This is a genomic window from Mesorhizobium sp. LSJC285A00 (assembly GCF_000503155.1).
GTDB lineage: Bacteria > Pseudomonadota > Alphaproteobacteria > Rhizobiales > Rhizobiaceae > Mesorhizobium.
This window is the reverse complement of sequence record NZ_AYVK01000004.1, coordinates 201,368-226,023: the sequence shown is the minus strand read 5'-3', so window position 1 is coordinate 226,023 and position 24,656 is coordinate 201,368. Positions and strand designations below refer to the sequence as shown.

General features: G+C 62.0%; 23 protein-coding genes, 1 tRNA gene and 5 pseudogenes. 12 read left to right on the top strand and 17 right to left on the bottom strand.

Features of this window, described 5'->3' with window-relative positions; all coding sequences use genetic code 11:
- The coding region (locus X726_RS0134610; RefSeq protein ID WP_031214665.1) for a nicotinate-nucleotide--dimethylbenzimidazole phosphoribosyltransferase at window positions 1-235 on the top strand (235 nt) is incomplete at its 5' end.
- Window positions 236-266: 31 nt separating this feature from the next.
- On the opposite strand, the gene X726_RS162080 is transcribed toward X726_RS0134610, so the two are convergent.
- From X726_RS162080 to X726_RS162090, 4 genes are all read right to left on the bottom strand, one after another.
- The gene (locus X726_RS162080; RefSeq protein ID WP_023668385.1) at window positions 267-1,304 is read right to left on the bottom strand and encodes a DUF262 domain-containing protein; all 1,038 of its coding nucleotides are present in this window, start codon (window positions 1,302-1,304) and stop codon (window positions 267-269) included.
- Entirely contained in the window at window positions 1,304-1,897 is a 594-nt protein-coding gene (locus X726_RS1000000170380; RefSeq protein ID WP_198037281.1) for a hypothetical protein, read from the bottom strand. Before X726_RS1000000170380 ends, X726_RS162080 begins: the two co-directional genes overlap by 1 nt.
- Before the next feature lie 161 nt (window positions 1,898-2,058).
- Window positions 2,059-2,134: transfer RNA gene (locus X726_RS162085), tRNA-Lys, on the bottom strand.
- Window positions 2,135-2,480: 346 nt separating this feature from the next.
- Window positions 2,481-3,389 (bottom strand): PhzF family phenazine biosynthesis protein, encoded by a 909-nt coding sequence (locus X726_RS162090; RefSeq protein ID WP_023668384.1) that lies wholly within the window; start codon window positions 3,387-3,389, stop codon window positions 2,481-2,483.
- Window positions 3,390-3,501: 112 nt separating this feature from the next.
- Between X726_RS162090 and X726_RS162095 the strand changes: the two genes are divergently transcribed.
- The 4 genes and pseudogenes from X726_RS162095 (at window position 3,502) to X726_RS162105 (ending at window position 7,135) form a co-directional block, all read left to right on the top strand.
- Complete coding sequence (locus X726_RS162095) at window positions 3,502-4,788, top strand: efflux RND transporter periplasmic adaptor subunit (RefSeq protein WP_023668383.1); 1,287 nt, start codon at window positions 3,502-3,504, stop codon at window positions 4,786-4,788.
- A 4-nt stretch (window positions 4,789-4,792) separates the two neighbouring features.
- Entirely contained in the window at window positions 4,793-5,497 is a 705-nt protein-coding gene (locus tag X726_RS162100) for an ABC transporter ATP-binding protein (protein ID WP_023668382.1), read from the top strand.
- A pseudogene (locus tag X726_RS01000000166660) lies at window positions 5,494-6,763 on the top strand (ABC transporter permease). The gene X726_RS162100 and the pseudogene X726_RS01000000166660 overlap by 4 nt, the downstream one beginning before the upstream one ends.
- A 129-nt stretch (window positions 6,764-6,892) precedes the next feature.
- Window positions 6,893-7,135, top strand: coding sequence for a hypothetical protein (locus X726_RS162105; protein WP_023668381.1), 243 nt, complete (start codon window positions 6,893-6,895; stop codon window positions 7,133-7,135).
- Here the strand turns inward: X726_RS162105 and X726_RS162110 are convergent.
- Both X726_RS162110 and X726_RS162115 read right to left on the bottom strand, forming a co-directional pair.
- Window positions 7,132-7,851, bottom strand: coding sequence for a hypothetical protein (locus X726_RS162110; RefSeq protein WP_023668380.1), 720 nt, complete (start codon window positions 7,849-7,851; stop codon window positions 7,132-7,134). The two genes, X726_RS162105 and X726_RS162110, sit on opposite strands and share 4 nt — an antisense overlap.
- Window positions 7,852-7,856: 5 nt before the next feature.
- A complete protein-coding gene (locus X726_RS162115; protein ID WP_023668379.1) occupies window positions 7,857-8,969 on the bottom strand; it encodes an endonuclease/exonuclease/phosphatase family protein in 1,113 nt (370 codons plus the stop codon).
- A gap of 157 nt (window positions 8,970-9,126) precedes the next feature.
- On the opposite strand from X726_RS162115, the gene X726_RS162120 reads away from it, so the two are divergent.
- Together X726_RS162120 and X726_RS162125 are read left to right on the top strand one after the other, a co-directional pair.
- Window positions 9,127-9,720: a BA14K family protein gene (locus X726_RS162120; protein ID WP_023668378.1), complete on the top strand. Its 594-nt coding sequence runs from the start codon at window positions 9,127-9,129 to the stop codon at window positions 9,718-9,720.
- A 167-nt stretch (window positions 9,721-9,887) separates the two neighbouring features.
- Window positions 9,888-10,172 (top strand): PilZ domain-containing protein, encoded by a 285-nt coding sequence (locus X726_RS162125; protein WP_023685169.1) that lies wholly within the window; start codon window positions 9,888-9,890, stop codon window positions 10,170-10,172.
- A 64-nt stretch (window positions 10,173-10,236) separates the two neighbouring features.
- Here X726_RS162125 and ilvC read toward each other — a convergent pair whose 3' ends face one another.
- From ilvC to X726_RS162135, 3 genes and pseudogenes are all read right to left on the bottom strand, one after another.
- Window positions 10,237-11,256 (bottom strand): ketol-acid reductoisomerase, encoded by a 1,020-nt coding sequence (ilvC, locus tag X726_RS162130; RefSeq protein WP_013531065.1) that lies wholly within the window; start codon window positions 11,254-11,256, stop codon window positions 10,237-10,239.
- Window positions 11,257-11,279: 23 nt separating this feature from the next.
- Window positions 11,280-11,952 (bottom strand): annotated as a pseudogene (locus tag X726_RS01000000166655) (TetR/AcrR family transcriptional regulator).
- A gap of 143 nt (window positions 11,953-12,095) precedes the next feature.
- The gene (locus tag X726_RS162135; RefSeq protein ID WP_023668376.1) at window positions 12,096-12,554 is read right to left on the bottom strand and encodes a MarR family transcriptional regulator; all 459 of its coding nucleotides are present in this window, start codon (window positions 12,552-12,554) and stop codon (window positions 12,096-12,098) included.
- A gap of 95 nt (window positions 12,555-12,649) precedes the next feature.
- Between X726_RS162135 and X726_RS162140 the strand changes: the two genes are divergently transcribed.
- Entirely contained in the window at window positions 12,650-12,955 is a 306-nt protein-coding gene (locus X726_RS162140; protein WP_023668375.1) for a Rieske (2Fe-2S) protein, read from the top strand.
- A gap of 1 nt (window position 12,956) precedes the next feature.
- Window positions 12,957-13,697: a glutathione S-transferase family protein gene (locus X726_RS1000000168525; RefSeq protein WP_084630617.1), complete on the top strand. Its 741-nt coding sequence runs from the start codon at window positions 12,957-12,959 to the stop codon at window positions 13,695-13,697.
- On the opposite strand, the pseudogene X726_RS162145 reads toward X726_RS1000000168525, so the two are convergent.
- Window positions 13,663-14,895 (bottom strand): annotated as a pseudogene (locus X726_RS162145) (NAD(P)/FAD-dependent oxidoreductase); the annotation flags it as partial. The gene X726_RS1000000168525 and the pseudogene X726_RS162145 overlap by 35 nt on opposite strands.
- 75 nt (window positions 14,896-14,970) lie before the next feature.
- Window positions 14,971-15,378 (bottom strand): helix-turn-helix domain-containing protein, encoded by a 408-nt coding sequence (locus X726_RS162150; protein ID WP_023668372.1) that lies wholly within the window; start codon window positions 15,376-15,378, stop codon window positions 14,971-14,973.
- Between the two features lie 138 nt (window positions 15,379-15,516).
- Here X726_RS162150 and X726_RS162155 point away from each other — a divergent pair, with 138 nt between their 5' ends.
- A complete protein-coding gene (locus tag X726_RS162155) occupies window positions 15,517-16,407 on the top strand; it encodes an SDR family oxidoreductase (RefSeq protein ID WP_023668371.1) in 891 nt (296 codons plus the stop codon).
- Window positions 16,408-16,457: 50 nt separating this feature from the next.
- On the opposite strand, the gene X726_RS162160 is transcribed toward X726_RS162155, so the two are convergent.
- The 5 genes and pseudogenes from X726_RS162160 to X726_RS162165 all read right to left on the bottom strand — a co-directional run bounded on the left by X726_RS162160 (window position 16,458) and on the right by X726_RS162165 (window position 22,426).
- The gene (locus X726_RS162160) at window positions 16,458-17,498 is read right to left on the bottom strand and encodes an aldehyde reductase (RefSeq protein ID WP_023668370.1); all 1,041 of its coding nucleotides are present in this window, start codon (window positions 17,496-17,498) and stop codon (window positions 16,458-16,460) included.
- Between the two features lie 36 nt (window positions 17,499-17,534).
- Window positions 17,535-18,024: pseudogene (locus X726_RS1000000168520) on the bottom strand (KUP/HAK/KT family potassium transporter); the annotation flags it as partial.
- 1 nt (window position 18,025) lies between these two features.
- Window positions 18,026-19,451: pseudogene (locus X726_RS01000000166650) on the bottom strand (KUP/HAK/KT family potassium transporter); the annotation flags it as partial.
- A 141-nt stretch (window positions 19,452-19,592) separates the two neighbouring features.
- Complete coding sequence (locus X726_RS0134590; RefSeq protein WP_156940615.1) at window positions 19,593-21,521, bottom strand: potassium transporter Kup; 1,929 nt, start codon at window positions 21,519-21,521, stop codon at window positions 19,593-19,595.
- A gap of 164 nt (window positions 21,522-21,685) precedes the next feature.
- Complete coding sequence (locus X726_RS162165) at window positions 21,686-22,426, bottom strand: pyridoxine 5'-phosphate synthase (protein ID WP_023668363.1); 741 nt, start codon at window positions 22,424-22,426, stop codon at window positions 21,686-21,688.
- A 112-nt stretch (window positions 22,427-22,538) separates the two neighbouring features.
- On the opposite strand from X726_RS162165, the gene X726_RS162170 reads away from it, so the two are divergent.
- Entirely contained in the window at window positions 22,539-22,958 is a 420-nt protein-coding gene (locus X726_RS162170) for an STAS/SEC14 domain-containing protein (RefSeq protein WP_023668362.1), read from the top strand.
- A gap of 19 nt (window positions 22,959-22,977) precedes the next feature.
- Here X726_RS162170 and X726_RS162175 read toward each other — a convergent pair whose 3' ends face one another.
- Window positions 22,978-24,105, bottom strand: a complete 1,128-nt coding sequence (locus X726_RS162175; RefSeq protein WP_023668361.1) for an ATP-dependent RecD-like DNA helicase — start codon at window positions 24,103-24,105, stop codon at window positions 22,978-22,980.
- Window positions 24,106-24,347: 242 nt separating this feature from the next.
- On the opposite strand from X726_RS162175, the gene X726_RS162180 reads away from it, so the two are divergent.
- A complete protein-coding gene (locus X726_RS162180) occupies window positions 24,348-24,650 on the top strand; it encodes a hypothetical protein (protein ID WP_023668360.1) in 303 nt (100 codons plus the stop codon).
- Window positions 24,651-24,656: the final 6 nt, after the last annotated feature.

Here is a 24,656-nt window from a genome sequence, read left to right as displayed (position 1 = left end):
ACCCCTGGCGCGGCTGCACCCCAACGGCCTTGCCCACACCATCGCCGCCCATGTCTCAGCCGAATCCGGCCACCGCCGCCTGCTCGAAGCGCTCGGCCTGCCGCCGCTGCTCGACCTCGGCATGCGGCTCGGCGAAGGCTCCGGCGCCTGCCTCGCCGTCAACATCGTCCGCTCGGCACTGGAATGCCATGCGAGGATGGCGAGTTTTGCCGAGGCTGGCGTGTCAGAGAAGTAAACGCGGTTGCCAACAGTCCGTCCGACGACTGCTAGATAATTTGCTCGACCGCCTTCACCAGCTCTGCCCTACGAACCCGCCGACGCGCCAAATCAGAGGCGGCGCGTTCGACCGCTGCGCTGTAATCCCTAATCGACTTTGGAAACTCCACTTTACCGTCGGGGTCCCTTAGATACGCGTCAACGTCGTCTGCAAATTTCGTGAGCGACTTCCCAAGCTGAATTCTGACATCACTAGCCAGAGGAAAATCACTCGCCGACTCAGATAAAAGAAGAAAAAGTGTGTAGAAATCAGACTTCTTTCTCCAGCGAGTTTTACTTATATTCGGAAGAACCTTTATTATTTCGAGAAGAGTCGACAAGAATACCTTTTCCATGCGACGCCTGTCAGGGAATTCGTTCTCGTACGCCTCATACCATTTATCCAAGCTCTCTTTCTTGTTTTGTAGCCCGTGTAAAAAGCCGACTGCTAGCTCGCTGACATACTCAATATCAAGCATTCTCCGAACGTCATTGGGCGTGAACAACCCAACATCCGACCAACCCTCGTTGTCCGAAATCTTTTCCACCGACTCGATAAATTCTCCCCAATAAGTCGCATGTCTCAACTCCTGCTTGTTAAGAGCGACGACATTTCGGTTCAGTCGGCTGAAAATAGCCCTGAGTTCAACATCGGGAATGTCAGGCAGGACCCTCACGATGAAATTATAGTTATAGATTCGCTTTCTCTCTTCTTCACTCAGATCATCAAAAATCATATCCGCCCAATCCGGGCTATCTTTGCCATACATGGCAAATTCGCCACGAATGAATTCGAGGCAGGCGCGCACTCTTTGCTGTCCATCTACCACAACATACGCGTCATTGCCCTGAGCGTCGGTGTATTCCTGAATGTACAATTCAGGAATAGGATAGCCGCTCAGAATAGTGTCTATCAAATATGACTTCTGGCGCTCTGTCCAAACAGGGTTTCTCTGAAAGGGCGGCCTCAGTTGAAGCTCCTCGTTCTGATAGCGCTTGCTTAGCCAAGCAATATTGTGTGTCGTAGATGTCAGTAAGTTCTTTTCCATCAACTCGCCATCAACGTTGATAATAGATTTTCCATGCCACTCATGTGATAAGCTCTCAGAGATTCATAATCTCGGTAGAGCCGTATCTTTACGTCTCGTTCTTCGGTAGGGTTATCGCCAGCCATCGCTGAGGTTGCTTCAGTCCATTGCCTTACGAACGGCAAATAACTTAAAACCCTATCGGTCGCTATACAGCCCCAATATATGTAGTTATTTCTGTGCTCTTTTATTGCCTCTCGATCCTTTGAAGATCTAACATCAGGAAGTTTTGTTGCCCTGAGAGATCTCCACGCCACAGAGAAATGGTGCTCAGAGACAACTGCTACATCGATGTCAGAATCAGCAGAAAATAACTTAAATTTCTTATGTGGATTAAGGCTGAAGCCAATTCCCCCACTTCCAATGATAGTTATATTTAGAGGGTCTATGTCTATAAGCTTGCCAAGCTTTCGCTTCCACTCACGGTATAGTTCTCTATCTTTGTTAAAAACAAATGGAACTCTATCCATAAGATATGTAGTTGTGGCCGCCTCAATTCCGTGTTTCACGATCGAGGTCTTAAACTCAATTATTTTAGCATCCTTTTTGCTCAATAAAACCTCCCCTGCCATCTCCAGATTAGTACCAGAGATCGAAAGGAGCAAGCTACGGCTTGTTGCTTGGTAAGTGCAGAACTCTTGGCGGCCGCGGGGACCGAGTAGCCGTTAGGAACGGCATCCCTTCGTTCTCGGAAACCAAAATATCAGCGGAAAAATGGTGGGTGCGCACAGGATTGAACTGTGGACCCGCTGATTAAGAGTCAGCTGCTCTACCAACTGAGCTACGCACCCACTCGGCCGGCAAAAACCGGCGTTGGCGGGCATATAGCCGCCGATACCGGTCCTGTCCAGCCCTGCCGGAATCATTTCCCGACAAATCGCTCCGGGCTTCGGTTTCGAGTGTTGCAGCGAAGCAAAAACCAGAGTCGTCGGCGGGACAGCGCCCCCCTCTGCCCTGCCGGGCATCTCCCCCACTTGGGGGGAGATTGGCAGCCTTGCCGTTTCGCCTGTCTTTCGGCGTTGGAGATTGGCGAAAGCCAATGCGACATCCGATCTCCCCCCTCGTGGGGGAGATGTCCGGCAGGACAGAGGGGGGCGTGAAGGATCGCCGACAGCGACGATCTCAGCCACGGGCCACTCAAACGAACAGCTTGCCTTCCGCCACCTTTACCGCATGGCCGCCGATGCGCGCCGAGGCCAGTTTTCCGCCCTCGACAGTGAGTTCGAGCCGGATACGCGATGGCCGGCCCATCTCCAGCCCCTGCTCGATCCACAGCTGCGAAATGCCGTCGGTCGGGCCATCGAACTGCATGATGGCGCCGGCAAAGGCCGCCGCCGCCGACCCGGTCGCCGGGTCCTCATAGGAGGGAGTACCCGGCACGATCATGCGGACATGGAAGGCGCTGTCATGGTTCACCGTCTGGCGGCAATAGACGTACGGGCTGGCGAAGGCCCATTCGCTCTTGCGCGGCGCCAGTTCCGACCAGACCTGGTTGTCGAGCTTGATCCGGCCGGCAGCCTCCAGATTGGCAACCGGAATGGTGACGTAAGGCACGCCTGCCGACCAGAACGACACCAGGTGATTCTCGAAGCCGATCTCGTGCGGCGCCAGCCCGAGGGCGGCGCCGATCGCCTCCGGGTCGGCATCGAGCTTCAGCGGCTCCGGCAGCTTCGCCAGGTCGAACTCGGCAAAGGTGGCGCCATCGTGCCGGCTGACGGCGCAGCGCACCGGGCCGATATTCTCCTCCAGCACGAAGATGCCGGCTTCGCCCTCGCCTGTCAGTTCGGCCAGCGCGATCGCGGCGCCAACTGTCGGATGTCCGGCGAACGGCATCTCATAGTCGGGCGTGAAAATGCGGATGCGGTTGCGATGTTTTGGATTGTCCGGCGGCAGCACGAAGACCGATTCGGACAGGTTGAACTCGCGCGCAATGGCCTGCATGGCGGCTGTATCCAGCCCTTGGCTGTCGAGCACGACAGCCAGCGGATTGCCGGCCAGCCGCTCCGTCGTAAACACATCGTAGAGCAAGTAATTGCGGGTCTGCATCTTGAAAAACCTTCCGCCTCAATCCGAACATGGCCGAAATTTAATTTGATATTCGAACCACCAAGCCTGATCTGTGCACATATAGGGACATTACGCTTCATAGGGGTCCGGCGTGGACCAGCTTGTCAATCTGCCAAAGACGGAATCGGATTCCGCCATCGAGGCGGCGCTTGGGCTTGACCAGAGTGGTGTGCGCAAGACGCGCCGTCGTGGCTGGCTTTACGCGCTGCTGGCGCTGATCGCCGTTGCCGGCGGCCTCGCCGGCTACCAATGGTATGCCGGCTCCCCGGCCAAGATCGACTACACCACAACGCCGGCCACCATTGCCGACCTCACCGTCGCGGTATCGGCGACCGGCACGCTGCAGCCCCTCACCCAGGTCGACATTTCAAGCGAACTGTCCGGCATCATCCGCTCGGTGTCGGCCGAAGAGAACCAGCAGGTCAAGAAGGGCGATGTGCTGGCGACGCTCGACACGGTGAAACTTGAGGTCCAGATCGAACGCGCCGAAGCCTCGGCCAAGGCCGCTGCCGCCAATGTCGAGGACGCCACGGTAACCCTGAAGGAGAACGAAAGCGCCCTCACCCGCGCGGCCGAACTGACCAGGCGTGGCATGGCGACCGATCAGTCGCTCGAGGCGGCGACTGCCACGCGCGACCGCTCCAAGGCGGCGCTCGATAGTGCGCAGGCCAATCTCGCCATCGCCCAGGCCGATCTCAAGGCGCAGCAGACCGACCTTGCCAAGAGCACCATCTATGCGCCGATTGACGGCATCGTCTTGACGCGTTCCGTCGACCCCGGCCAGACGGTCGCCTCCTCGCTGCAGGCGCCGGTTCTGTTCATCATCGCCGCCGATTTGAGGAACATGGAATTGGTGGCGGCGGTCGACGAGGCCGATATCGGCGCGGTCAAACCAGGCCAGCATGCACGCTTCACCGTCGATGCCTTTCCGGAGCGGCCGTTCGACGCCGAGATCCGCGACATCTCCTACGCCTCGGTCACCACCGACGGCGTCGTCACCTACAATGCACGGTTGGAAGTCGACAATAACGAGCTTTTGCTGCGGCCCGGCATGACCGCCACGGTTTCGGTCGTCACCAGGCAGGCCAAGAGCGTGCTCACCGTGCCGTCCACCGCTTTCCGCTATCGGCCATCGGCACCTGCTGCCCGCGCGTGGAGCCTCAGCGATCTGTTCACCGGCCGCATGGGCCGTGGCGGCAACCGCCGCCAGCCGGTGAAGGCGCCGACCGACGGCTCACGCACGCTCTATGTGCTGGAGAACGGCCGGCCGCACCCGGTCAACGTCAAGATCGGCTCCGCCGACGGCGAACTGACCGAGATCACCTCCGGACTGGACGAAGGTGCAGAGGTTATCACGACCTCGCAGCTGCGGAGCTGACGCCATGGCCGCGGGCCTCATCGGTTTCGACACGGTCTGGAAGAGCTATGGCCAAGGCGAAGCCAAGGTCCATGCGCTGGCCGGCGTCGACCTCGCCATCCAGCGTGGCGAATTCGTCGCCATCATGGGCCCGTCCGGTTCGGGCAAATCGACCGCGATGAACATCATCGGCTGCCTCGACACGCCGACGGCCGGAACCTACTCCTTCATGGGCATCGACGCCGGGCGGCTCGACCGCAACCGCCGGGCGCTTCTGCGCAATCTCTATATCGGCTTCGTCTTCCAGGGTTACAATCTGTTGCCGCGCAACACGGCGGCGGAAAATGTCGAGCTGCCGCTGATCTATCGCGGCGCGCCGGCCCGCGAGCGCCGCGATCTTGCCATGCAGGCGCTGGCGGAGGTCGGCCTGGTCGGGCGCGAACACCACACGCCGGCCGAACTCTCCGGCGGCCAGCAGCAGCGCGTGGCGATCGCGCGCGCCATCGTCACCAGGCCTACGCTGCTCGTCGCCGACGAGCCGACCGGCAATCTCGACACCGCCCGCACGCATGAGATCATGGAGTTGTTGACGCGGCTGAACCGGGAGCTCGGCTTGACCATCGCCATGGTCACCCACGAGGCCGATGTCGCCGATTATGCCGAGCGCACCATCCGCTTCCTCGACGGCCACGTCGCGTCCGACACGGCCAAGTCGGAGTTGGCGTCATGATCTGGGAAACCGTCCGCCTCTCTCTGCGCTCCATCCGCCGCAATGTGCTGCGCTCGTTCCTGACGCTGCTCGGCATCGTCATCGGTGTCGCCGCCGTCATCGCCATGCTGACCATCGGTTCGGGCACCACGGCCAAGGTCAAGTCGGACATCGCCAAGCTCGGCTCGAACCTGCTCGTCGTCCGTTCCGGCCGCCCGGCAGGCACCGGCGGACCAGGCGGGCTCGACCAGGCGGTACGGCCTCTGGCCGACAAGGATGTAGCCGCCCTCGTAGCCCACCTGACCGGAGCGCGCGCCATTGCGCCGGCGTCGCAGAAACAAGTCCGCGTCATTTTCGGCACCGAGAGCCTGACCTCGGGCGTCACCGGCACCGACAGCGCCTATCTCGACGCCCGCGACTGGAAGCTGGTGTCGGGCCGCCCATTCAGCGACTCGGAGACACGCTCGGGCACCGGCGTCTGCCTGATCGGCGAAACGGTGCGCCAGCAATTCTTCGGCGCCGGCGAACCCGAGGGCGAGATCATCCGCGTCAACCGCACCTCGTGCAAGATCATCGGCCTGCTCGAACCCAAGGGCTATACCGGCTTCGGCCAGGACCAGGACAATGTCGTCTTGATGCCGCTTGCCGCCTATCAGCGCCGCATCGCCGGCAACCGCGACATCGACAACATCTACGTCGCCGCCGACGACCGCACCCCGACCACCGAATTGCAGCCGCGAGTCGAGGACGTTTTGCGCGACACCCGCCGCATCACGCCGGACCGCGAAGACGATTTCTCGATCCGCGACATGACCCAGATCGCCGACGCCATGGCCAGCGCCACCACCACCATGACCGGCATGCTGGGCGCCGTCGCGGGCGTCAGCCTGCTGGTCGGCGGCATCGGCATCATGAACATCATGCTGGTGACGGTGACGGAGCGGGTCCGTGAGATCGGACTTCGGCTTGCGGTTGGCGCNCTCGGTCACTGAGCGCACCCGCGAGATCGGCATCAGGCTCGCCATCGGCGCGCATGAAAAGCACATCCTCATCCAGTTCCTGGTCGAGGCGACGGTGCTGTCGCTGCTCGGCGGCATTATCGGCATCCTGATCGGCCTGGCGCTGGCCGGCCTCGCCTCGGCAACGCTGGCCATACCGTTTGCGCCGAGCCCGGCGGTCATCCTGCTCGCCGTCGGTTTTTCGGCGCTGATCGGCATGGTGTTCGGCTTCTTCCCGGCGCTCCGTGGCGCCAGGCTCGACCCGATCGACGCGCTGCGCCACGAATAAGCGCCAGATCAGCTCCACCGCAACCAACCGCTATCCACAAGGATGGGTGCTTGTCGACATCGGCAATACTTGTTGTCGTCCGGTCTGCGATGCTAATTTTAGAGCAAAGCATCTGGTCAAGGAGTGGCAATGAGCAAGAAGGCGCGGCTGATTCTGACGATGGTGATCATCGAAGGCGCCCTTGCGGGACTTTGGTGGTATCTCGCCCGCTACGGCATGGCCAATCCCGATCGTGTCACCGCCGATTTTCAGGCAGTCGTCGGCCAGACGATGGGCATGGTCATGGGTGGATTGCTGGGCATCGGCGTTATCCTGTTCCTCGTCGCCGCCCGCAACGACCGCAAGGCGGCGCTGAACAATCCGCGCCGTTAGCCCCCGCCACCGCCAAAATGCCACTCGACCAGCGGCTTCATATGCGGTGCCAGCCCTTCCGGCAGGTCGGCGGCGTGGCGGATGATCACCGGCCCCTCGATCTCCGGCTCGGTCTCGGTCGCGACGAAGGCGCCGATGCGCCGCGCAATCTCGTCGGCCGGCGCATCGACGTGGTAGCGGCGGAAGAGGACCGTGCCGGTCGAAGTCGACAGCGCATGGTAGCGCTTGCCGCGCGCAGCGCCTGTCAGGTCAAGCCCGGTCTCCTCGCGCACTTCACGGATCATGTTGAAATCGACATCGACGCGGCCATCGCGAAAATCGATCGGCTCGAACGAGCCGGCAGCGAAGTAGACACTGCCGGCCGGGACCGTGTGCGCGCCCATGCGGATCGCCACCAGGGCGTTGTCGCCGGCGACCAGCATGGCGTGGCCATAGGCATGCTCGGCGCCCGTCCCCTGCCGGTTCTTTCGCCACAGCAGGAAGGTCGAGTACTTCACCGCGTGACAACGCCCGACGATCCGGTTGTCGCGCCAGGCGAGCGCCGAGAGCAGCACCACCGTGCCGTCGAACAGCGCCGGATTGGCCGTGACCTCGCGCCGCCAGTTGTCAGTGATCGCCTGCGCGTTGTCGCGCTCGAACGGATGCGGGCCAGGGTCGAGCCGGACGTCGATTTCGTCGACGGGCAGGATGACGTTGCGCGGCAGGTCGAAGCTCACCGTGCTCAAGCCATGTCCAGGGTAATTGCGACGGGACAATGGTCCGACGCCTTCGGCCGGTCCCAGCCGGCGCGCGGAAAGCGCTCCACCGCCTGTCCCGCCGGAAAGATGGTGCGCCAGGGCTGGCCGTTGCGGATGATGTCGGGAACCGCCGTCGCATTCTTCGCCGCCAGCCCTTTCGACAGCAGGATGTAGTCGAGCTGGCACAGATGCCGCTCCTTCGGCCCGCGCGTGTGGTAGAAACTCCAGCGGTCCATCTCCGGCCGGCGTTCGACGACGTTTTCGCAAAAGCCGCCGACGGTGAGCACATCGATACAGGACTGGCTCTCGTCGATCACCTGGAAGCGGTAGCCGTCGACGGCGTCGCCCTCGATCTTCACCCGCTGGCGGTAGTCGTTCATGTCGCCGCAGATCGCCCAGTTTTTATCGGCTGCGTGCTCTTTGCCGAAGCGCTCCTCGATGATGCGGCGCACGGCTTGCGCCTCGGCGATGCGCACCGGCATCGTCGCCTCGCGTCCGTCGAGCCCGTTGCGCGGCGAGCCCATCGATTTGAAATGGACGAGGTAAAGCGTCAGCGGCACGCCGCCGACCTTGATGTCGACCTCCAGGCAATCGCGCCGGAAGATGCGTTCATTGGCCAGGTTGCCGAGCGCCTCGAGTTCAGGCGTGTGCAATCCGAACTGCTCGAACGTGACATAGGCATGGCTGGTCATGCGCACGAACTCGATCGGCTGACCTTGCGCGGTCTCGTTGCGCATCATCACGGCAACGTCGATGCCGCGCGAATCATTGCCGGCGGTGGTGTATTTCTGCCGGTAACCCTCCCCCACCATCTTGAAGAGATAGCCGTACTCGAAGGCCTTCAGCGCCTCGATGTTGTCGACCTCCTGCATGCAGATGATGTCCGCACGGGTGGCGGCAATGGCGAGCGCGGTCAACTGGCGCGTATCGTCGGATTGCGCGATGGCGCGCGCCTGCTCCAGCATCCGGTATTCGGCTTCGCTCTGGATGTCGAAAAGCGCCAGCGTGCGGTCTTCGTTGAGCTGGTTGCGGAAGCCCGAGTAATCGAACCTGTTCATCAGGTTTTCGACATTGAAAGTGGCGAGGCGCAGCGACATGGACTGACCTTTGCCTGCAAGGGCCAATGAAAACAAGGGCTGCTCGTCATGGCTGATGGAACCTTTCTGTTCATCCTCCGTTCAGACGCCAAGGTCCATCAATAGGCCACTTCCCTGGGGTATCCGGGCGTGGGGCCTGTATCACTTGGAGAGTGCAATGAGCTCGCTCTTTTCGTCCACAGTCAAATCCGGGCTGTTAGCGCTCGGTCTTTTCTCGGGTCTCACGGCGCCATCCGCCGCGGGCCCGATCCTGCAGCCAAACCTGGCGGTGCCGACAAGCACCGAATTGTCTGACATCACACCGGTTCGCGACAGCTGGGCGGGCGGCAATGACCGCCGCTCCTTCAACGATTGGCAGTGGCGCCGCCACGACGGCCGTCGCTTTGCCCGGTCAGGCAACTGGAACAACGGCAACTGGAATGGCGGCAACTGGAACGGCGGCGACAACTGGCGCTGGCGCCATCACCGCCACCATCGCGGCCGTGATTTTGACAGCGGCGCCGCAGCAGTTCTCGGCCTCGGCCTGGGTCTCGGCCTCGGCAGCATCTACAACAACGGCTACTACAATAACGGCTATTACAATGACGGCTACTACGTGCAGCCGGCGCCCCGGCGCTATTACCGCACGCAGCGTCTGTCCAGCGCCCATGTCCAGTGGTGCTACGACCGCTATCGGTCCTATCGGGCCTGGGACAACACGTTCCAGCCCTATGGTGGCCCGCGCCAGCAATGCTGGTCGCCCTACAGCTGAACTATAAACGACAATACACGACGGCGCCGCCCCATCGCGGCGCCGTTTTCATTTGGGAAAGACGGCTGGATTCGGTCACCGCTAACCATATGTTTATCGGCTCAGCCTATCCATGATACGGTGCCCCATCTGACGATCGCGCCGATCCGGTTGCGAAGGACGCCGTCATGGCCGACAACGAATTGCGAAACAAACACCGGCAGCGCGTGCTGAAAGGCGCGACGATTCTGACTGGCCTCACCAATTCCGAGGTCAAGTGCACGGTCCGCAACATGCATGCCGGCGGCGCCGAGCTGAAAGTGTCTATAGACGCGCGCGTGCCGGACGAGTTCCTGCTCTATGTGCCGGTCGACGGCATCGGCTACAAGGCCATCGTGCGCTGGCGCCGCGACGACCGCATCGGCGTCGAGTTCACCGGCACCGAGCCGAAGCCGCATTGGCACTATGGCTGAGCGTCCTGATCGATAAACCGGCATGAAAGAGCCGGCGGATCGCTCCGCCGGCTCTTTGCTCGGGTTAGTTCTTGGCCTTGTCGACCAGCTTGTTCTTGGAAATCCAGGGCATCATGGCGCGCAGCTTGGCGCCGACTTCCTCGATCTGGTGGCTGTCATTGTTGCGGCGGATGCCCTTGAAGCGCGACATGCCGGCGCGGTATTCCTGCATCCACTCCGAGGTGAATTTTCCGGTCTGGATGTCCTTCAGCACGCGCTTCATCTCGGCCTTGGTCTCGGCGGTGATAATGCGCGGGCCAGAGACATATTCGCCCCATTCGGCCGTGTTCGAGATCGAGTAGTTCATGTTGGCGATGCCCCCTTCATAGATCAGGTCGACGATCAGCTTGACCTCGTGCAGGCACTCGAAATAGGCCATTTCGGGCGCATAGCCGGCTTCCACCAGCGTCTCAAAACCGGCGCGGATCAGTTCGACCAGGCCGCCGCAGAGCACGACCTGCTCGCCGAACAGATCGGTCTCGCATTCCTCGCGGAAATTGGTCTCGATGATGCCCGAACGGCCGCCGCCGACGCCGCAGGCGTAGGACAGAGCGAGATCGAGCGCGTTGCCGGAAGCATCCTGGTTGACGGCGACCAGGCACGGCACGCCGCCGCCCTTCTGGTATTCGCCGCGCACCGTGTGGCCGGGGCCTTTCGGCGCGATCATGACGACATCGACGGTCGACTTCGGCTCGATGAGGCCGAAATGCACGTTGAGGCCGTGCGCGAAGGCAATCGCGGCGCCGTCACGAATGTTTGGCGCAATTTCGTTTTTGTAGATGTCGGCCTGCAATTCGTCAGGCGTCGCCATCATCATCAAATCGGCCCATTTGGCAGCGTCCGCCACGCTCATCACTTTCAGCCCATCAGCCTCGACCTTCTTGGCGGTCGCCGATCCCGCCTTGAGGCCGATGGCGATTTCCTTGGCGCCGGAATCCTTGAGGTTGAGCGCGTGCGCCCGGCCCTGGCTGCCATAGCCGATAATGGCGACCTTCTTGCCCTTGATCAGATTGAGATCGGCGTCGCGATCGTAGTAGACACGCATCTTTTGCTTCCTTCCCGTAGAGATTAGAGGCCTTGCGGCCCGGTTTTTGCTCCATAAAGAGCGAGAAACTGCTGCGTCGCCCGGGCGGCATCGCCGCCGATCGCCGCTTCAGTCAATTCCAGCCTGTCGCCGAGCAGGAGACGGATCTGCACGTCGCGGGCGACCAGCCCGAAAAAGGTCCGGAACGCGATTTCGGCATCCGTAAAGTCGAGCAGCCCGGCCTGCTTGCCGGCAAGCAGCACCGGCTTCAGCCGTCTGGCCAGCGCGAAACGGCCATTCTCCAGCACGATGGCGCCGAGATCGTCCTTTCCGGATCCGGCANCAGACGTGTGCTCTTCCGATCTGGTTCAGCGCGATCGAGGTATCGCTCGAAATCACCTTCAGCCAGTCCGAGGCGAAGCCTTCCAGGCTTGCCGTCAGCGAGGCAAGATCGAGCCGCTCACCGTCGACCGGCACCACGCGCACTTTCGATGCCTGCCACTGCACGGTCGCCGTCAGCAGTCCGTCGCGGTCGCCGAACCATTTGTAGAGCGTTTCCTTCGAGCAGCTGGCGCGGCGCGCCACCGCCGTCATGGTCAGATTGTCGCCCTCCTCGACCAGCAGCCGCAAGGCCGCGTCCAGGACGGCCTTTTGCCGCTCTGTCAGCACTTCGCTGGTATCGATCTCGGCCCTTGCCTGCAACAATTTCCTGCCCATTCGATGAGGTCGCCGGGTCGCCTCAAACGGCGTACCGTACGTTACGGTTCGGCATATTGCGCAATCCTATGCTCGACGCAAGGGGCTAGGTAGAAAAATCGTTGACTTGAGAGCCGCCGAGCAAACGGCGAGGTTCTGACGGATCAATCATCGGCAGGTGGATGGCGCAGCTCTCCAAGCAGGCTCGCCAGTATCTTCAGCTCCTCCGCGGAGAGTTTTGCGCCGACCAATTCCGCAATCGACCGTCCATAGACAGCCCACATCCGTCGCCGCGTCTGACGGCCCTTGGCCGAGATGCGGATGGTCTGGCCGCGGCCGTCATCGGCAGCCCTGAGCTTCTCGACCAGTCCGTCTGCCTCGAGGCGCGCCAGAAGCCGCGAGATGTTATACTGCGCAAACAGTGTGCGCTCAGTCAGCTGGAATGGCCGCAGCCCGCCCTCACCCGCCTCGGCGAGTTCATGCAGCACGTCATACCAGTCGAGCGGCGGCAAGCCGCTAGTCTTCAAAGCCTCTTCCGCCTTTTCGATGAGCTGGCGCGAAACCCGCATCAGGCGGGCCCAGGCCTTGACGGCTTCGGGCGAAGGCGTGGTTGTTTTGGTCATGACCCATCCTAGGCGGTAGATGCAGTTGCATCAAGCTTGACGGTCAATGCACTTGCATCTATATGCATGCAACTGCATCGATCCGGGAAAGATCCATGAAACACGAAATTTGCAAAGTCGCCGACGTCCCACAGACGGGCAGCCTGATCGCACCGTTCTTCGGCCGCGAGGTCCATGTCTGGCGCAGCGGCGAGCGTGTCCGTGCCGCCGCCAATGTCTGCCTGCATTTCGGCGGGCCGCTCGACTGCAAGGACGGCAAGCTGGTCTGCCAATGGCACGGTGCCGCCTTCGATATGGAAAGCGGCGATCGGCTTGAAGGTCCGGCGCCAAAAGCGTCGCGACTGATGTTCCTGTCGACGCGCGTAGAGGACGGCGCGTTGAACTATGTCTGGGGAGAGTGACATGCCTGAGAAGAATGAAATGACTGGCAAGCTCATTCTGGTCAGCCATCATCTGTGCCCCTATGTCCAGCGCGCCGCGATCTCGCTGACTGAGAAGGGCGTGCCGTTCGAACGCGTCACCATCGACCTCGCCAACAAGCCGGACTGGTTCAAGGCGATCTCGCCGCTGGGCAAGGTGCCGCTGCTGATCGTCCAGGCAAATGGCGAGGAGACGGTGATCTTCGAATCCGCCGTCATTCTCGAATTCCTCGAGGAGACGCAAGCCAATCCTCTGCATCCGGCCGACGCCTACGCCCGTGCCCGGCATCGCGCCTGGATCGAGTTCGGCTCGGCGACATTGAACACCATCGGCCGGTTCTACTCGGCTTCGACGGAGGCCGCCTTCCTGGCAGAGTCCACGGCACTTTCGGCCATGTTCGATCGTCTGGAGGACGAACTGGCCGACCAGGCCGGACCGTGGTTCAGCGGCCAGCGCTTTTGCCTCGTCGATGCCGTCTACGGCCCGGTCTTCCGCTATCTCGACGCCTTCTACCGGATCGGCAATTTCGGCATTCTGGACGGCAAGCCATTGGTCCAGGCCTGGCGCAAGGCGTTGAGCGAACGCGCCTCGATCAAGGGTGCCGTGGCGCCGGACTATCCGCAGCGGCTGCGTCTATTCCTGCGTGCGAGAAATTCGTTTCTCTCGACCCTGATCTCGCCGGATGATCTGGCCAGTGCACCTCCTCTAGCCCGATCCGCCTGAACGGATCGATCAAAGTGCCGGCCACCATCGAGGCGAGCACGCTTGGCAGTGGCGGCACCTTTGCGATGGTTGCCACCAGCCTGTCGCGGAAGAAGGGCAGCATCGTGCCGTCCGACTGGTAGAACGGCGTCAGCGCCAGCGACAGCAGCTGGAAGATTCGGACATGCCATCGCCGCGCCCGGGCGTAGCTTTCCAGCGCTGCCTCGACGTTGCCCGTTTGTGCCAAGGCATGGCTGAGTGCTGCCGCGTCGAGCAGCGCCATGTTGGCGCCTTGCCCGAGCTGCGGGCTGGTCGAATGCGCGGCATCGCCGATGACGGCCAGCCTGCGGCCGGCCGGCAGCTTCATCGTGTGGTGGCCGTAGCGCGCCAGCGACAGCTGGTCGAAGCTGTCGATCTGGCTGGTGAACGCCTCGCACTGTGGCCACAGCGAGACCAGTCTCGCCTTCCAGGCGTCGAGCCCTGCCGCGCGCACGTTTTCGGCATCCGCCGGCTTCAGGCTCCAGAAGAACGCCGCCATCTTTTCCCCGCCCGGCTCCGGTCGGCCGATCGGCAGGACGCCGATCATCACGCTGGCCTTGTCGTAGCGCTGCAGCAGCGCATTTTCGTCGAAGCCTTCGCGCCAGCCGAGCGAGGCCCAGAACGCGCCGTAAGTGAGCTGCCGCGGCTGGGCCGGATCGTTGAGGCACCGGCGCAGCTTCGAACGCGAGCCGCTGGCGTCGACCACGAGGTCGAACGGCCCTGCCCTGCGGCCCCCCACCGTTCGGCTCTTGTCGAAGATCAGGATCGCCCGCTCACCGACGTCCAGCGCCTCGATCTCGACACTGGTTTCGATGGCGATACCTTGGCGCTGCGCGGCGCGAAACAACACGTTGAACAATGCCGCCCGGTGTACCGCCAGCCCGAAGCGGCCGCCAGGCTGCGCATCGTAGCGCACGGCGAGCACGGTGCGGCCGGTCGAGGCATCGGCGCCATGCAGACGCTCGATGCGGCTCCCCAGCGCCAGAATGTCGTCGAGCAGGCCGAGATCGGCGAGCACGCTCAGCCCGGTCGGCTGCAGGATCAGTCCGGAACCGACGGGCTTGGGTTCCTCGAAACGTTCGAAGATGGTGACGTTGTGGCCCGCGCGCTTGAGATAGAGCGCGGTGGCGAGCCCCGCCGGGCCGGCGCCCGCAATCGCGATGTCGAGAGATTTTTCCATTGCCCGCCCAACCACTGGCCGGACAATCCTTCAGCGCCATTGTCAAATCAAGCCTTTGCTGCATGGACCAAAATATCAGCCACCGGCGTCGAAGGAAGCGCGCGCCGTGCGCACCGCACCATGGTTGAGTTCGGCCCACAGGATCAATTGATGCAAGGCGCCGAACATCGAACGGCCGAGATCGGTCAGGCTGTATTCGACGCTTGGCGGCTTGGTCGGGAACACTTCGCGATGAACAAAGCCGTCGCGCTGCAGATCGTGGAGCGTCTGGGTGAGCATGCGCTGCGAGATGTCGGGCACCAGGCGCCGCAACTCGCCGAAACGATAGGGCTGCTCTGCGAGCGCCGCCATCAGCAGCGAACTCCATTTGCCGTTCACGCCCTGCATCACGTCGCGAACCGGGCAATCGGCAATGTTTGCGCCATCGCTGGTGGCTTTGAATATATTGAGCTTGGTTCTCAGATTGACGACCTTGCCGTCCATGGCTGCTGGTTCCCTGGCGGTGCCTACCTCCCTAAAAACTGCCTTCTTTACGGTGGCCGGTCAATTCTTATTTTAGTGCTGGTCTCTTTTTGAGACTGTCAGAAGCACCCGCCACCCGGCGCAATTTCAGGATCCCCCATGACCGCAACCCTTCTCGTCACCGGCGCTTCCGGCCAGCTTGGCCGCGGCGTCATCAACCACCTGCTGGACACATTAAAGGTCCCCGCAAACCGCATCATCGCCACCACCCGTACACCCGCCAACCTTGCCGATCTGGCGGTGCGCGGCGTCGTCGTCAGAGCCGCTGACTTCAACGACCCGCAATCGCTTGCCGAGGCCTTCGCGGGAGCCGACCGGGCACTCGTCATCTCGACCAACGAACTTGAGGTACAGGGGAAGCGGCGCGAGCAGCAGCTTGCGGCGGTGACGGCGGCCAAACAGGCTGGCGTCGGCCACCTGCTGTACACCTCGATGCCCAACCCCGAGCCTGGTTCGCCGGTTGTTTTCGCGCCCGACCACTACGACACCGAACAGGCGATCAAGGCGAGCGGGATCCCCTACACGATATTCCGCAACGGCTGGTATAACGAGAACCTGTTCATGGCGTTGCCGCAGGTTCTGGCGTCGGGTCAGTGGTACACCTCCGCCGGCGACGGCGCCATTTCCTACGGCACGCGCGACGATTTCGCGGCGGCGATCGCAGCGGGGCTCGCCTCGGACAGCAGCGAAAGCGCGACTTACACGCTCACCGGCCCCAGTGCGTATACGGCTGCCGAAGTGGCGGCGTTGGTCACCGAGGTCACCAGCAAGCCGATCAAGGTCATCCAGCTTTCCGACGAAGCCCTGACCGAGGGAATGAAGTCGGCCGGCCTGCCTGAACCCTTCGCCAAGGTGCTGGTTTCATTCGACGCCGCCGCCCGCGCCGGTGACCTCGGCATGGTGACCGACGCGGTCGAAAAACTCTCCGGCCGAAAGTCGGTGCCGCTGAAGCAGTTTCTGGAGACGAACAAGGCTGCACTGGCCGGCTGAAAGCTGCCGTTGCGGGACGCCGAGCCCTTAAGGTTCGGCCTCCCGCACAATTACTTACGTCGCTTGACCAGTCCCAGCCGGATCAGGCTTTCGCCCGTGGCAGTCAACGCATCTTCGCGCGAGCGTGGCGCCCAGCCGAGCACGCGCACCGCCTTGGCGTTGGTGGCGTTCTTGATCTTGCCCAGTTCCGTTGCGAGTTGTGCCGCTTCCGGATTGAACAGCCCGATGATGCGCACCAGCCAATCGGGAAACTCCCGCGTCGAGACGCGCGACGCCGCCGGCCCGAGCCGCGTCTTCAGGGTCTGCGCGATCTCGCGCACCGTCATGAAATCGCCGGCGACAGCGAGGAACCGTTCGCCCTTGGCGGCGGGGTGGGTCATGGCGCGAACATGCAGATCCGCCACGTCGCGCGCGTCGACGACGCCGAAGGACAGGCGCGGCAGCCCAGGCACGGCGCCGTTCAGCATGCGCTGGACAAATTCGGTCGAGGTCGAATGGTCCGCGCCGAGCACCGGTCCAAAGATGCCAACGGGATTGACGACCGCAAGCTCCAGCGCGCCGCCCTGCTCGGCGATGAAATCCCAGGCCGCGCGCTCGGCGAGCGTCTTGGACTTCACATAGGCGCTGACCTTGCCTGCCGGATCGGTCCAGTTTTCCTCGTTGAAAGGCTGCCCATCCGCGCGCATCTTGCCATAGCCGACGGCCGCGAAGGATGAGGTGAGCACGACGCGCCTGACCCCGGCATCCCGCGCCGCCCGCAGCACGCGCAACGCGCCCTCGCGCGCCGGAAGGATCAGGTCATCCTCATGCGTGGGCACGCCGGGCGGAAAAGGCGATGCGACATGCAGCACGTAATCGCAGCCGGCCACCGCCGCCGGCCAGCCTGCGTCGGCCATCAGATCGGCATGGGCGAATGAAAGGGCGTCACCGGGCTCCGTGCCACCTGCCTTGAGCATGGCGAGCACATCGGCTTCGCGCCTGGCCGATCGCACGGAGGTGCGGACGCGGTAGCCGGCCTTCAACAGTTCGAGGATGCAGTGAGCGCCGAGGAAGCCGGACCCGCCGGTGACCAGCACCAATTCGCCGCTCATATTAGCCTCCTCGACGATTTGTCCCTTCGAGACCCCTCAGATCGCCACCTGCGTGCCGATCTCGACCACACGTCCGGTCGGGATCTGGAAATACTCCGTCGNGCGCTGTCGGCGCGCTTTGCGGATCGCTGGTCAGGAACACGGCGGTGCCGGACACCAGCTGCGGCTTCTTCTTCAGCAGATTGCCGGCGAGGAAATCGAGCGGGATTTCGTTGCGCCGGGTCTTGTCGAACAGATAGCGGCTGCCGCGCACCCAGGTCCACATCGCCAGAACGATGGTGAAGGCCACCGCAAGCGACGCCCAGCCGCCCTCGAACACCTTGACGATGTTGGAGGCAAAGAAGCCGATGTCGATGAACGCGAACACCGCCGTCATCGCCACCGCCACCCACAGGCGCCATTTCCAAATGCGCGTCATGACGACGAACAGCAGCACCGTCGTCACCAGCATGTTGCCGGTCACCGAGATGCCATAGGCGGAGGCCAGCTTGCTCGATTCGCCGAAACCGACGACCAGCAACATCACNGCGCACCCAGGTCCACATCGCCAGAACGATGGTGAAGGCCACCGCAAGCGACGCCCAGCCGCCCTCGAACACCTTCACGATGTTGGAGGCGAAGAAGCCGATGTCGATGAAGCCGAACACCGCCGTCATGGCGACCGCCACCCACAGCCGCCATTTCCAGATGCGCGTCATGACGACGAACAGCAGCACCGTCGTCACCAGCATGTTGCCGGTCACCGAGATGCCATAGGCGGAGGCCAGCTTGCTCGATTCGCCGAAACCGACGACCAGCAACATCACNGGCATGTAGATCTGGCCCGACTGCCGTTCCGACGTGTGCAGGATTTCGAGGCGCGGCAGCATATTGAGCTGCACCGCCTGCCGGGTCAGCGAGAAGGCGCCGGAGATGACCGCCTGGCTGGCGATAACCGTCGCCGCGGTTGCCAATACCACCATCGGGATCAGCGTCCAGCCTTCGTTCATCTCGAAGAATGGATGGCCGACGTGACCGTTCTTCGCCAGCACGAAAGCGCCCTGCCCGGCATAGTTTAGCAGTAGGCAGGGAAACACGATGGCCAGCCAGGCGAGCACGATGGGCTTGCGGCCGAAATGGCCGAGATCGGCATAAAGCGCTTCGGCGCCGGTGACGGCGAGGAAGATGGCGCCGATGGTGACGAAGGCGACATCGGGCGAATTGATCAGGAAGGCGACGATGTAGTGCGGGCTGACCGCCCACAGGATTTCGGGATCGGCGATGATGTGGTTCAAGCCCGAAAGACCGATAGCCAGGAACCAGACCGCCGTGATCGGGCCAAAGATCAGCGCCACACCGCCGGTCCCGAAGCGCTGCACCGAAAACAGGATCGCCAGGATGACCAGCGTCAGCGGCACGACGTAGGGCTGGAAGGTCGGGGTAACGACATTCATGCCTTCAACCGCCGAAAGCACCGAGATTGCCGGCGTGATGACGGCGTCACCGAAGAACAATGACGCGCCGACAATACCGATGGCCAGGATGATCGCCGAGNATTGCCGGCGTGATGACGGCGTCACCGAAGAACAATGACGCGCCGACAATACCGATGGCCAGGATGATCGCCGAGCGGGTCGGGAAACTGCCGCGCGCCAGCGCCATCAGCGACAGCACGCCGCCCTCGCCTCGGTTGTCGGCTCTGAGCACGAACATGATGTATTTGATGGTGACGATAATCGTCAACGACCAGATGATCAGCGACAGCACGCCCAGAATATCGCCGCGCTCGGCGATTTCGCCGCCGGAGGACGCAACAAGCGCTTCCCGGAAGGCGTAGATCGGGCTGGTGCCGATGTCGCCATAGACCACACCGAGCGCGCCCAGCATCAGAACTTTGGTGCTGTGCTGTTCGATTTCGGGATGGCTCGATTGTTCGACGGGTTCTGCCTCAATACCAGCATTGGTAAGGGCCATGGACGACACTCCGATAAGCGCGCGGTGCTCTACGCTTGCTGCGATGCAATATCAAGTGCCGTGACGGTAGGGCTACCATGTTCCCAGCGCAGGGCTTGCCCCGCAATGACCGGTGCGTGGCGTCAAAGGCTGCCGGAAACCTCAGATCGCCACCTGCGTGCCGATCTCGACCACACGTCCGGTCGGGATCTGGAAATACTCCGTCGCATCGGCCGCCGAGCGGGCGAGCCCGATGAACAGCTTGTCCTGCCACACCGGCATGCCGGAATTGGGCGATGCTTTGAGCGAGCGCCGCGACAGGAAGAACGANGTCGTCATGATGTCGAACTTCCAGCCCTGCTTGCGGCAGATCGCCAGCGCGCGCGGAATGTTGGGCTGCTCCATATAGCCGAAGGTCAGCGTCACCCGCATGAACAACTCGTTGACTGTCTCCATCTTGACCCGTTCGCTGTCGGGCACCAGCGGCTGCGGTGCGGTGACCACCGACAGAATGACGTTCTGCTCGTGCAGCACCTTGTAGTGCTTCAGGCTGTGCATCAGCGCTGTCGGCGCGCTTTGCGGATCGCTGGTCAGGAACACGGCGGTGCCGGACACCAGCTGCGGCTTCTTCTTCAACAGATTGCCGGCGAGGAAATCGAGCGGGATTTCGTTGCGCCGGGTCTTGTCGAACAGATAGCGGCTGCCGCGCAGCCAGGNCAGCTGCGGCTTCTTCTTCAACAGATTGCCGGCGAGGAAATCGAGCGGGATTTCGTTGCGCCGGGTCTTGTCGAAGAGATAGCGGCTGCCGCGTATCCAGGTGGTCATGATCAGCCCCATGAGGCAGGCAACGGATATTGACACCCATCCGCCTTCCACGATCTTGACGACATTCGCCAGGAAGAAACCCATGTCGATGGTGCCGAACAGCAGCGCCAATGCCAGGGCGAGCCCAAGCTGCCATTTCCACAAATTGCGCATGACAACGAACAGCAGAATGGTTGTCATCAGCATCTCGCCGGTCACCGAAATTCCGTAAGCGGAAGCCAGCGAACTCGAGCTGCCGAAGCCGACAACCAGCAGCATCACTCCCAGGGCGATGAGCAGGTTGACGCGCGGCATATAAATCTGGCCGCTCTGCATTTCGGACGTGTGCTGCACCTCGATGCGGGGCAGCAGGTTGAGTTGCACTGCCTGGCGTGCCAGCGAAAAAGCACCCGAGATCACCGCCTGACTGGCGATCACGGTGGCGGCCGTTGCCAAGCCGACCATTGGCATCAGCGCCCAATCCGGCAACATCTCGAAGAATGGATTGGTCGGCCTGCCGCCATTCGCCAATACAAAGGCGCCCTGGCCGAAGTAGTTGAGCAGCAGGCAAGGAAACACCACGGAAAACCACGCGAGCACGATCGGCTTGCGCCCGAAATGTCCAAGGTCGACATAAAGCGCCTCGGCCCCCGTTACCGCCAGGAACACTGCACCAACGGTCACGAAAGCGGCGGTCGGCGTGCCGGCTAAGTAGGCGATCGCATAATACGGGTTGATCGCCAACAGCACCGAAGGATCATCCATCAGGTGGTAGAGCCCGGAAACGCCGATGGCCAGGAACCATAGCGCCGTCACCGGCCCGAATACTGCCGCCACCTTCCCCGTGCCGAAGCGCTGCACGGAGAACAGAAATGCCAGGATGACCAAGGTGATCGGAACGACATAGGCCTCCAGCGTCGGTGTCACCACTTCCAGGCCCTCAACTGCCGACAGCACGGAAATGGCCGGAGTTATGATAGCGTCTCCGAAAAAAAGCGACGCCCCGCAAAGTCCGATGCCGAGGATGAGCTTGGCGCCTTTTGGATAGGCGCTGCGCGCCAGCGCCATCAGGGACAGCGTGCCGCCCTCGCCCTTGTTGTCGGCGCGAAGCACGAAAGCGACGTATTTTATGGTGACGATAATCGTCAGCGCCCAGACGATCAGCGACAGCACGCCCAGGACATCTATACGCGTGTCGGTACCAGGCGAAGCGTGAAGCGCCTCGCGGAAGGCATAGATCGGGCTGGTGCCGATATCGCCATAGACGACGCCAAGCGCGCCCAGCATCAGAACTTTGGTGCTGTGCTGTTCAGTGTGGGAGTGGTTCGGTTGTTCGACGGGTTCAGCCTCGCTACCGATGCTGGAAAGAGCCATCGACTACTCCCCGATCACCGCGCGGTGCGCCTTGCTTGCTGTCATGCGATATCACCTTCGACACGAGCCTTCCACCGCTACCAACCGCAAGCCTTCAGAAACCGCCCCACCGTGCCGGCCATGCCATACTCCAACGCATCGGCTGTCAACCCGTGTCCGATAGACACTTCGGCCAATGCCGGAATGCGCTTTGCCAATGCCGGAAGGTTGTTCACCACCAGATCGTGCCCGGCATTGACCTGGAGTCCGGCGGCGAGTGCGGCATCCGCGGTTTTTCCCAATCTTTCCAGTTCCTTCCGCGCCTTGGCGGAATCGGAATGGTAGCTGCCGTAGGGCCCGGTATAGAGCTCGATGCGGTCGGCGCCGGTGTCGCGCGCGGCATTGACGCCGGTGGGATCCGGATCGGAAAACAGCGACACGCGGAAGCCCCCTTTTTTCAGACGCTTGACGATCGGGTTAAGGAACGCCGCCTCGGCGGCAAAGTTCCAGCCATGGTCTGATGTCGCCTGCGCCGGATCGTCGGGCACCAGCGTCACCTGCTCCGGCTGGTGCCTTTCCACAAGCGCCAGAAAATCCTCGGTCGGGTAGCCCTCGATGTTGAATTCCGCCTTGGGAAACTCGTCGTCGATAAGCGCCCGGATCTCGGGCAGGTCGGAATGCCTGGTGTGGCGCTCGTCGGGCCGCGGATGAACAGTCAGCCCGTGCGCGCCGGCCGCCAACGCCAGGCGGCCGAGCCCGGTGACGCTGGGCCACGGCAGGTTGCGGCGGTTGCGCAGCATGGCGATGGCGTTGAGATTGACCGAGAGTTTCGCGGGCATGGCGTGAGGTCCGGCTGTTTGTGCAGCGCATCTATACTGCCTTTGATGGGAACAGACAGGGGCTTTCGGGTGTTCCAGTGATGACATCTGCTCGCAAGGGGGAACCCAGCCAATGAATTTTCTCCAGTCCGTGCCCGCGATCCGCCGCCTCGAAACCGACCGTGAGGACCTTTTCGCCATCGACGTCGTCGGCCATGTCTCTGCCGCCGACGGCGAAAATCTGTTCGGATTGCTGGAGGCTGCCTACGCGCTGCACCCGAGGATCGACGTCTTGGTGCGGCTGGTCGATCATGAGGGCGTCGACTGGATCGATATGGACGACGAGACGCTGAAACAGGGCACGGTGCATGCGCTAGAGCATATCGCCCGGTGCGCGACGATCGGTGAGCCCGACTGGATAGCGGATGCGCGGAACTTCCTTCCGGCTTCGCCACCGATCGAGTTCAGGCATTTCAATGCCGAGGACGAAGCAGACGCCTGGGCATGGCTGGGCGCGACGCCACTCAGCCCTGCTGCGCCGGCTGCTACCTGACGCCGCTATCTAACGCCAGCTATCTAACAATCGTCAGCCGCTCTGCCGCCCGCGTGATGGCGGTATAAAGCCAGCGCTGGCGGGTTTCCTTGAATGCCCAGCTCTCGTCGAATAGAACGACGTCGTTCCACTGCGAACCCTGAGCCTTGTGCACGGTCAGCGCGTAGCCATAGTCGAAATCGTCAAAGCGCTTCTTCTGCTGCCAGGGGATATCGGCGTCCGGATCCTCGAAAGCCGACTTGAGCAGCTTGATCTTGGCGACGCCGCGGTCGGGATCGTCCTCCTCGGGCGAGACCAGAAGGTTGATGCCCGGCTTCACCGTCTCGCGCGACGAGGTCATCACCTTCCACAGCGAACCGTTGAGCAGGCCCTTGGCGGGGTCGTTGCGCAGGCAGACCAGCTTGTCGCCGGCCTGCGGATAATCGGCATTGAAACCCTTCAGTTCGCGCAGGCGCTGATTGTAGCGGCGGCGTGTGCGGTTGGTGCCGACCAACACCTGGTCCGCCTTCAGCACCAGCTCCTGGGTGACGTCCTCCTTGCCGATGACCTGCGCGGTGCCGTAGTCGCCACGCATGAACTCGCGGCCCTCGCGCACGTCGAGCGCCAGCTGGATGATCGGATTGTCGCGCGCCTGGCGGTGGATTTCGGTCAAGAGCACATCCGGCTCATGCTCGGTGAAAAAGCCGCCGCCCGAGATCGGCGGTAGCTGCGCCGGATCGCCAAGCACCAGGATCGGCGTGCCAAAACTCAGAAGGTCGCGGCCAAGCTGCTCGTCGACCATCGAGCATTCGTCGATGACCACCAGCTTCGCCCGTGAAATAGGGCTTTGGCGATTGAGCGAGAAGGTCGGCGACATCGAGGTCTTGCCGGTCACCTCGTCCGACACCGATTCCTCGCCCTTCGGCCGGTAGATCAACGAATGGATGGTGCGGGCATTGACCGCGCCCTTGGAACGCAGCACCTGCGCCGCCTTGCCGGTGAAGGCGGCGAACTGCACCTGCCCGTCGACATGCTCGGCAAAATAGCGCGCCAGCGTGGTCTTGCCGGTGCCGGCATAGCCGAACAGCCGGAAGACCTGCGGCCGGCCCTCTTTCAGCCAGCGCGCCACCGCCTTCAACGCCTCATCCTGTTGGGGAGAGAATTCCATCGATTCGACAGACCGGATTCGCGAGAGAAAGACAAGCTTGGTGCCAACCACCGTTTAAAACGATGGGATTGCCTCACCTTCAACGGGACAAACTAGCAGGCGCAAATGCGAACGTAAAGTGAACATGCAAGCGGATAACGAACGATTTGAATTCAGGCATTTGAACCTAGATCGGGCAATGCCACTATCACGGACATGATCGAGATGCAGATCGGCGCAGACACCTATAAGCGAGGATATTGATGAGGTCGTTCGCAGACAGGCTGATCGGAAAGTCGATAAAGAAGATCGAAATCGGCGAACCTGGTTATGGCATCGTTGTCTCCTTGTCGGATGACGCAGGGTTCGCGATATATACCGAGGTCACGGCCTGTCTGAGTGACGAAAATGCCAGAACCATAGAACGTGTTACCATCAGCGACGAGCAAGTGATCCTCCACTTGGGTGACAACGACTTCGTCGCCATTTCCAAAAACCGTGGCCGCTTCGCCGTCGTTGAGGCGTTTGTCTATGGGGACGACGAAGGCATGGTCGTCGAAAATTAGTTGTAT

Excerpts from the sequence above, each read along its gene's own strand:
- X726_RS162180 (WP_023668360.1), top strand. The coding sequence starts at position 24,348 with ATGAGGTCGTTCGCAGACAGGCTGATCGGAAAGTCGATAAAGAAGATC.
- X726_RS162090 (WP_023668384.1), bottom strand. The coding sequence starts at position 3,389 with ATGCAGACCCGCAATTACTTGCTCTACGATGTGTTTACGACGGAGCGG.
- ilvC (WP_013531065.1), bottom strand. The coding sequence starts at position 11,256 with ATGCGTGTCTACTACGATCGCGACGCCGATCTCAATCTGATCAAGGGC.
- X726_RS162175 (WP_023668361.1), bottom strand. The coding sequence starts at position 24,105 with ATGGAATTCTCTCCCCAACAGGATGAGGCGTTGAAGGCGGTGGCGCGC.
- X726_RS162120 (WP_023668378.1), top strand. The coding sequence starts at position 9,127 with ATGAGCTCGCTCTTTTCGTCCACAGTCAAATCCGGGCTGTTAGCGCTC.
- X726_RS162140 (WP_023668375.1), top strand. The coding sequence starts at position 12,650 with ATGAAACACGAAATTTGCAAAGTCGCCGACGTCCCACAGACGGGCAGC.
- X726_RS162170 (WP_023668362.1), top strand. The coding sequence starts at position 22,539 with ATGAATTTTCTCCAGTCCGTGCCCGCGATCCGCCGCCTCGAAACCGAC.
- X726_RS162150 (WP_023668372.1), bottom strand. The coding sequence starts at position 15,378 with ATGGACGGCAAGGTCGTCAATCTGAGAACCAAGCTCAATATATTCAAA.
- X726_RS162105 (WP_023668381.1), top strand. The coding sequence starts at position 6,893 with ATGAGCAAGAAGGCGCGGCTGATTCTGACGATGGTGATCATCGAAGGC.
- X726_RS162135 (WP_023668376.1), bottom strand. The coding sequence starts at position 12,554 with ATGACCAAAACAACCACGCCTTCGCCCGAAGCCGTCAAGGCCTGGGCC.
- X726_RS162115 (WP_023668379.1), bottom strand. The coding sequence starts at position 8,969 with ATGTCGCTGCGCCTCGCCACTTTCAATGTCGAAAACCTGATGAACAGG.
- X726_RS1000000168525 (WP_084630617.1), top strand. The coding sequence starts at position 12,957 with ATGCCTGAGAAGAATGAAATGACTGGCAAGCTCATTCTGGTCAGCCAT.
- X726_RS162125 (WP_023685169.1), top strand. The coding sequence starts at position 9,888 with ATGGCCGACAACGAATTGCGAAACAAACACCGGCAGCGCGTGCTGAAA.
- X726_RS162160 (WP_023668370.1), bottom strand. The coding sequence starts at position 17,498 with ATGAGCGGCGAATTGGTGCTGGTCACCGGCGGGTCCGGCTTCCTCGGC.
- X726_RS162165 (WP_023668363.1), bottom strand. The coding sequence starts at position 22,426 with ATGCCCGCGAAACTCTCGGTCAATCTCAACGCCATCGCCATGCTGCGC.
- X726_RS162100 (WP_023668382.1), top strand. The coding sequence starts at position 4,793 with ATGGCCGCGGGCCTCATCGGTTTCGACACGGTCTGGAAGAGCTATGGC.
- X726_RS162080 (WP_023668385.1), bottom strand. The coding sequence starts at position 1,304 with ATGGAAAAGAACTTACTGACATCTACGACACACAATATTGCTTGGCTA.
- X726_RS162155 (WP_023668371.1), top strand. The coding sequence starts at position 15,517 with ATGACCGCAACCCTTCTCGTCACCGGCGCTTCCGGCCAGCTTGGCCGC.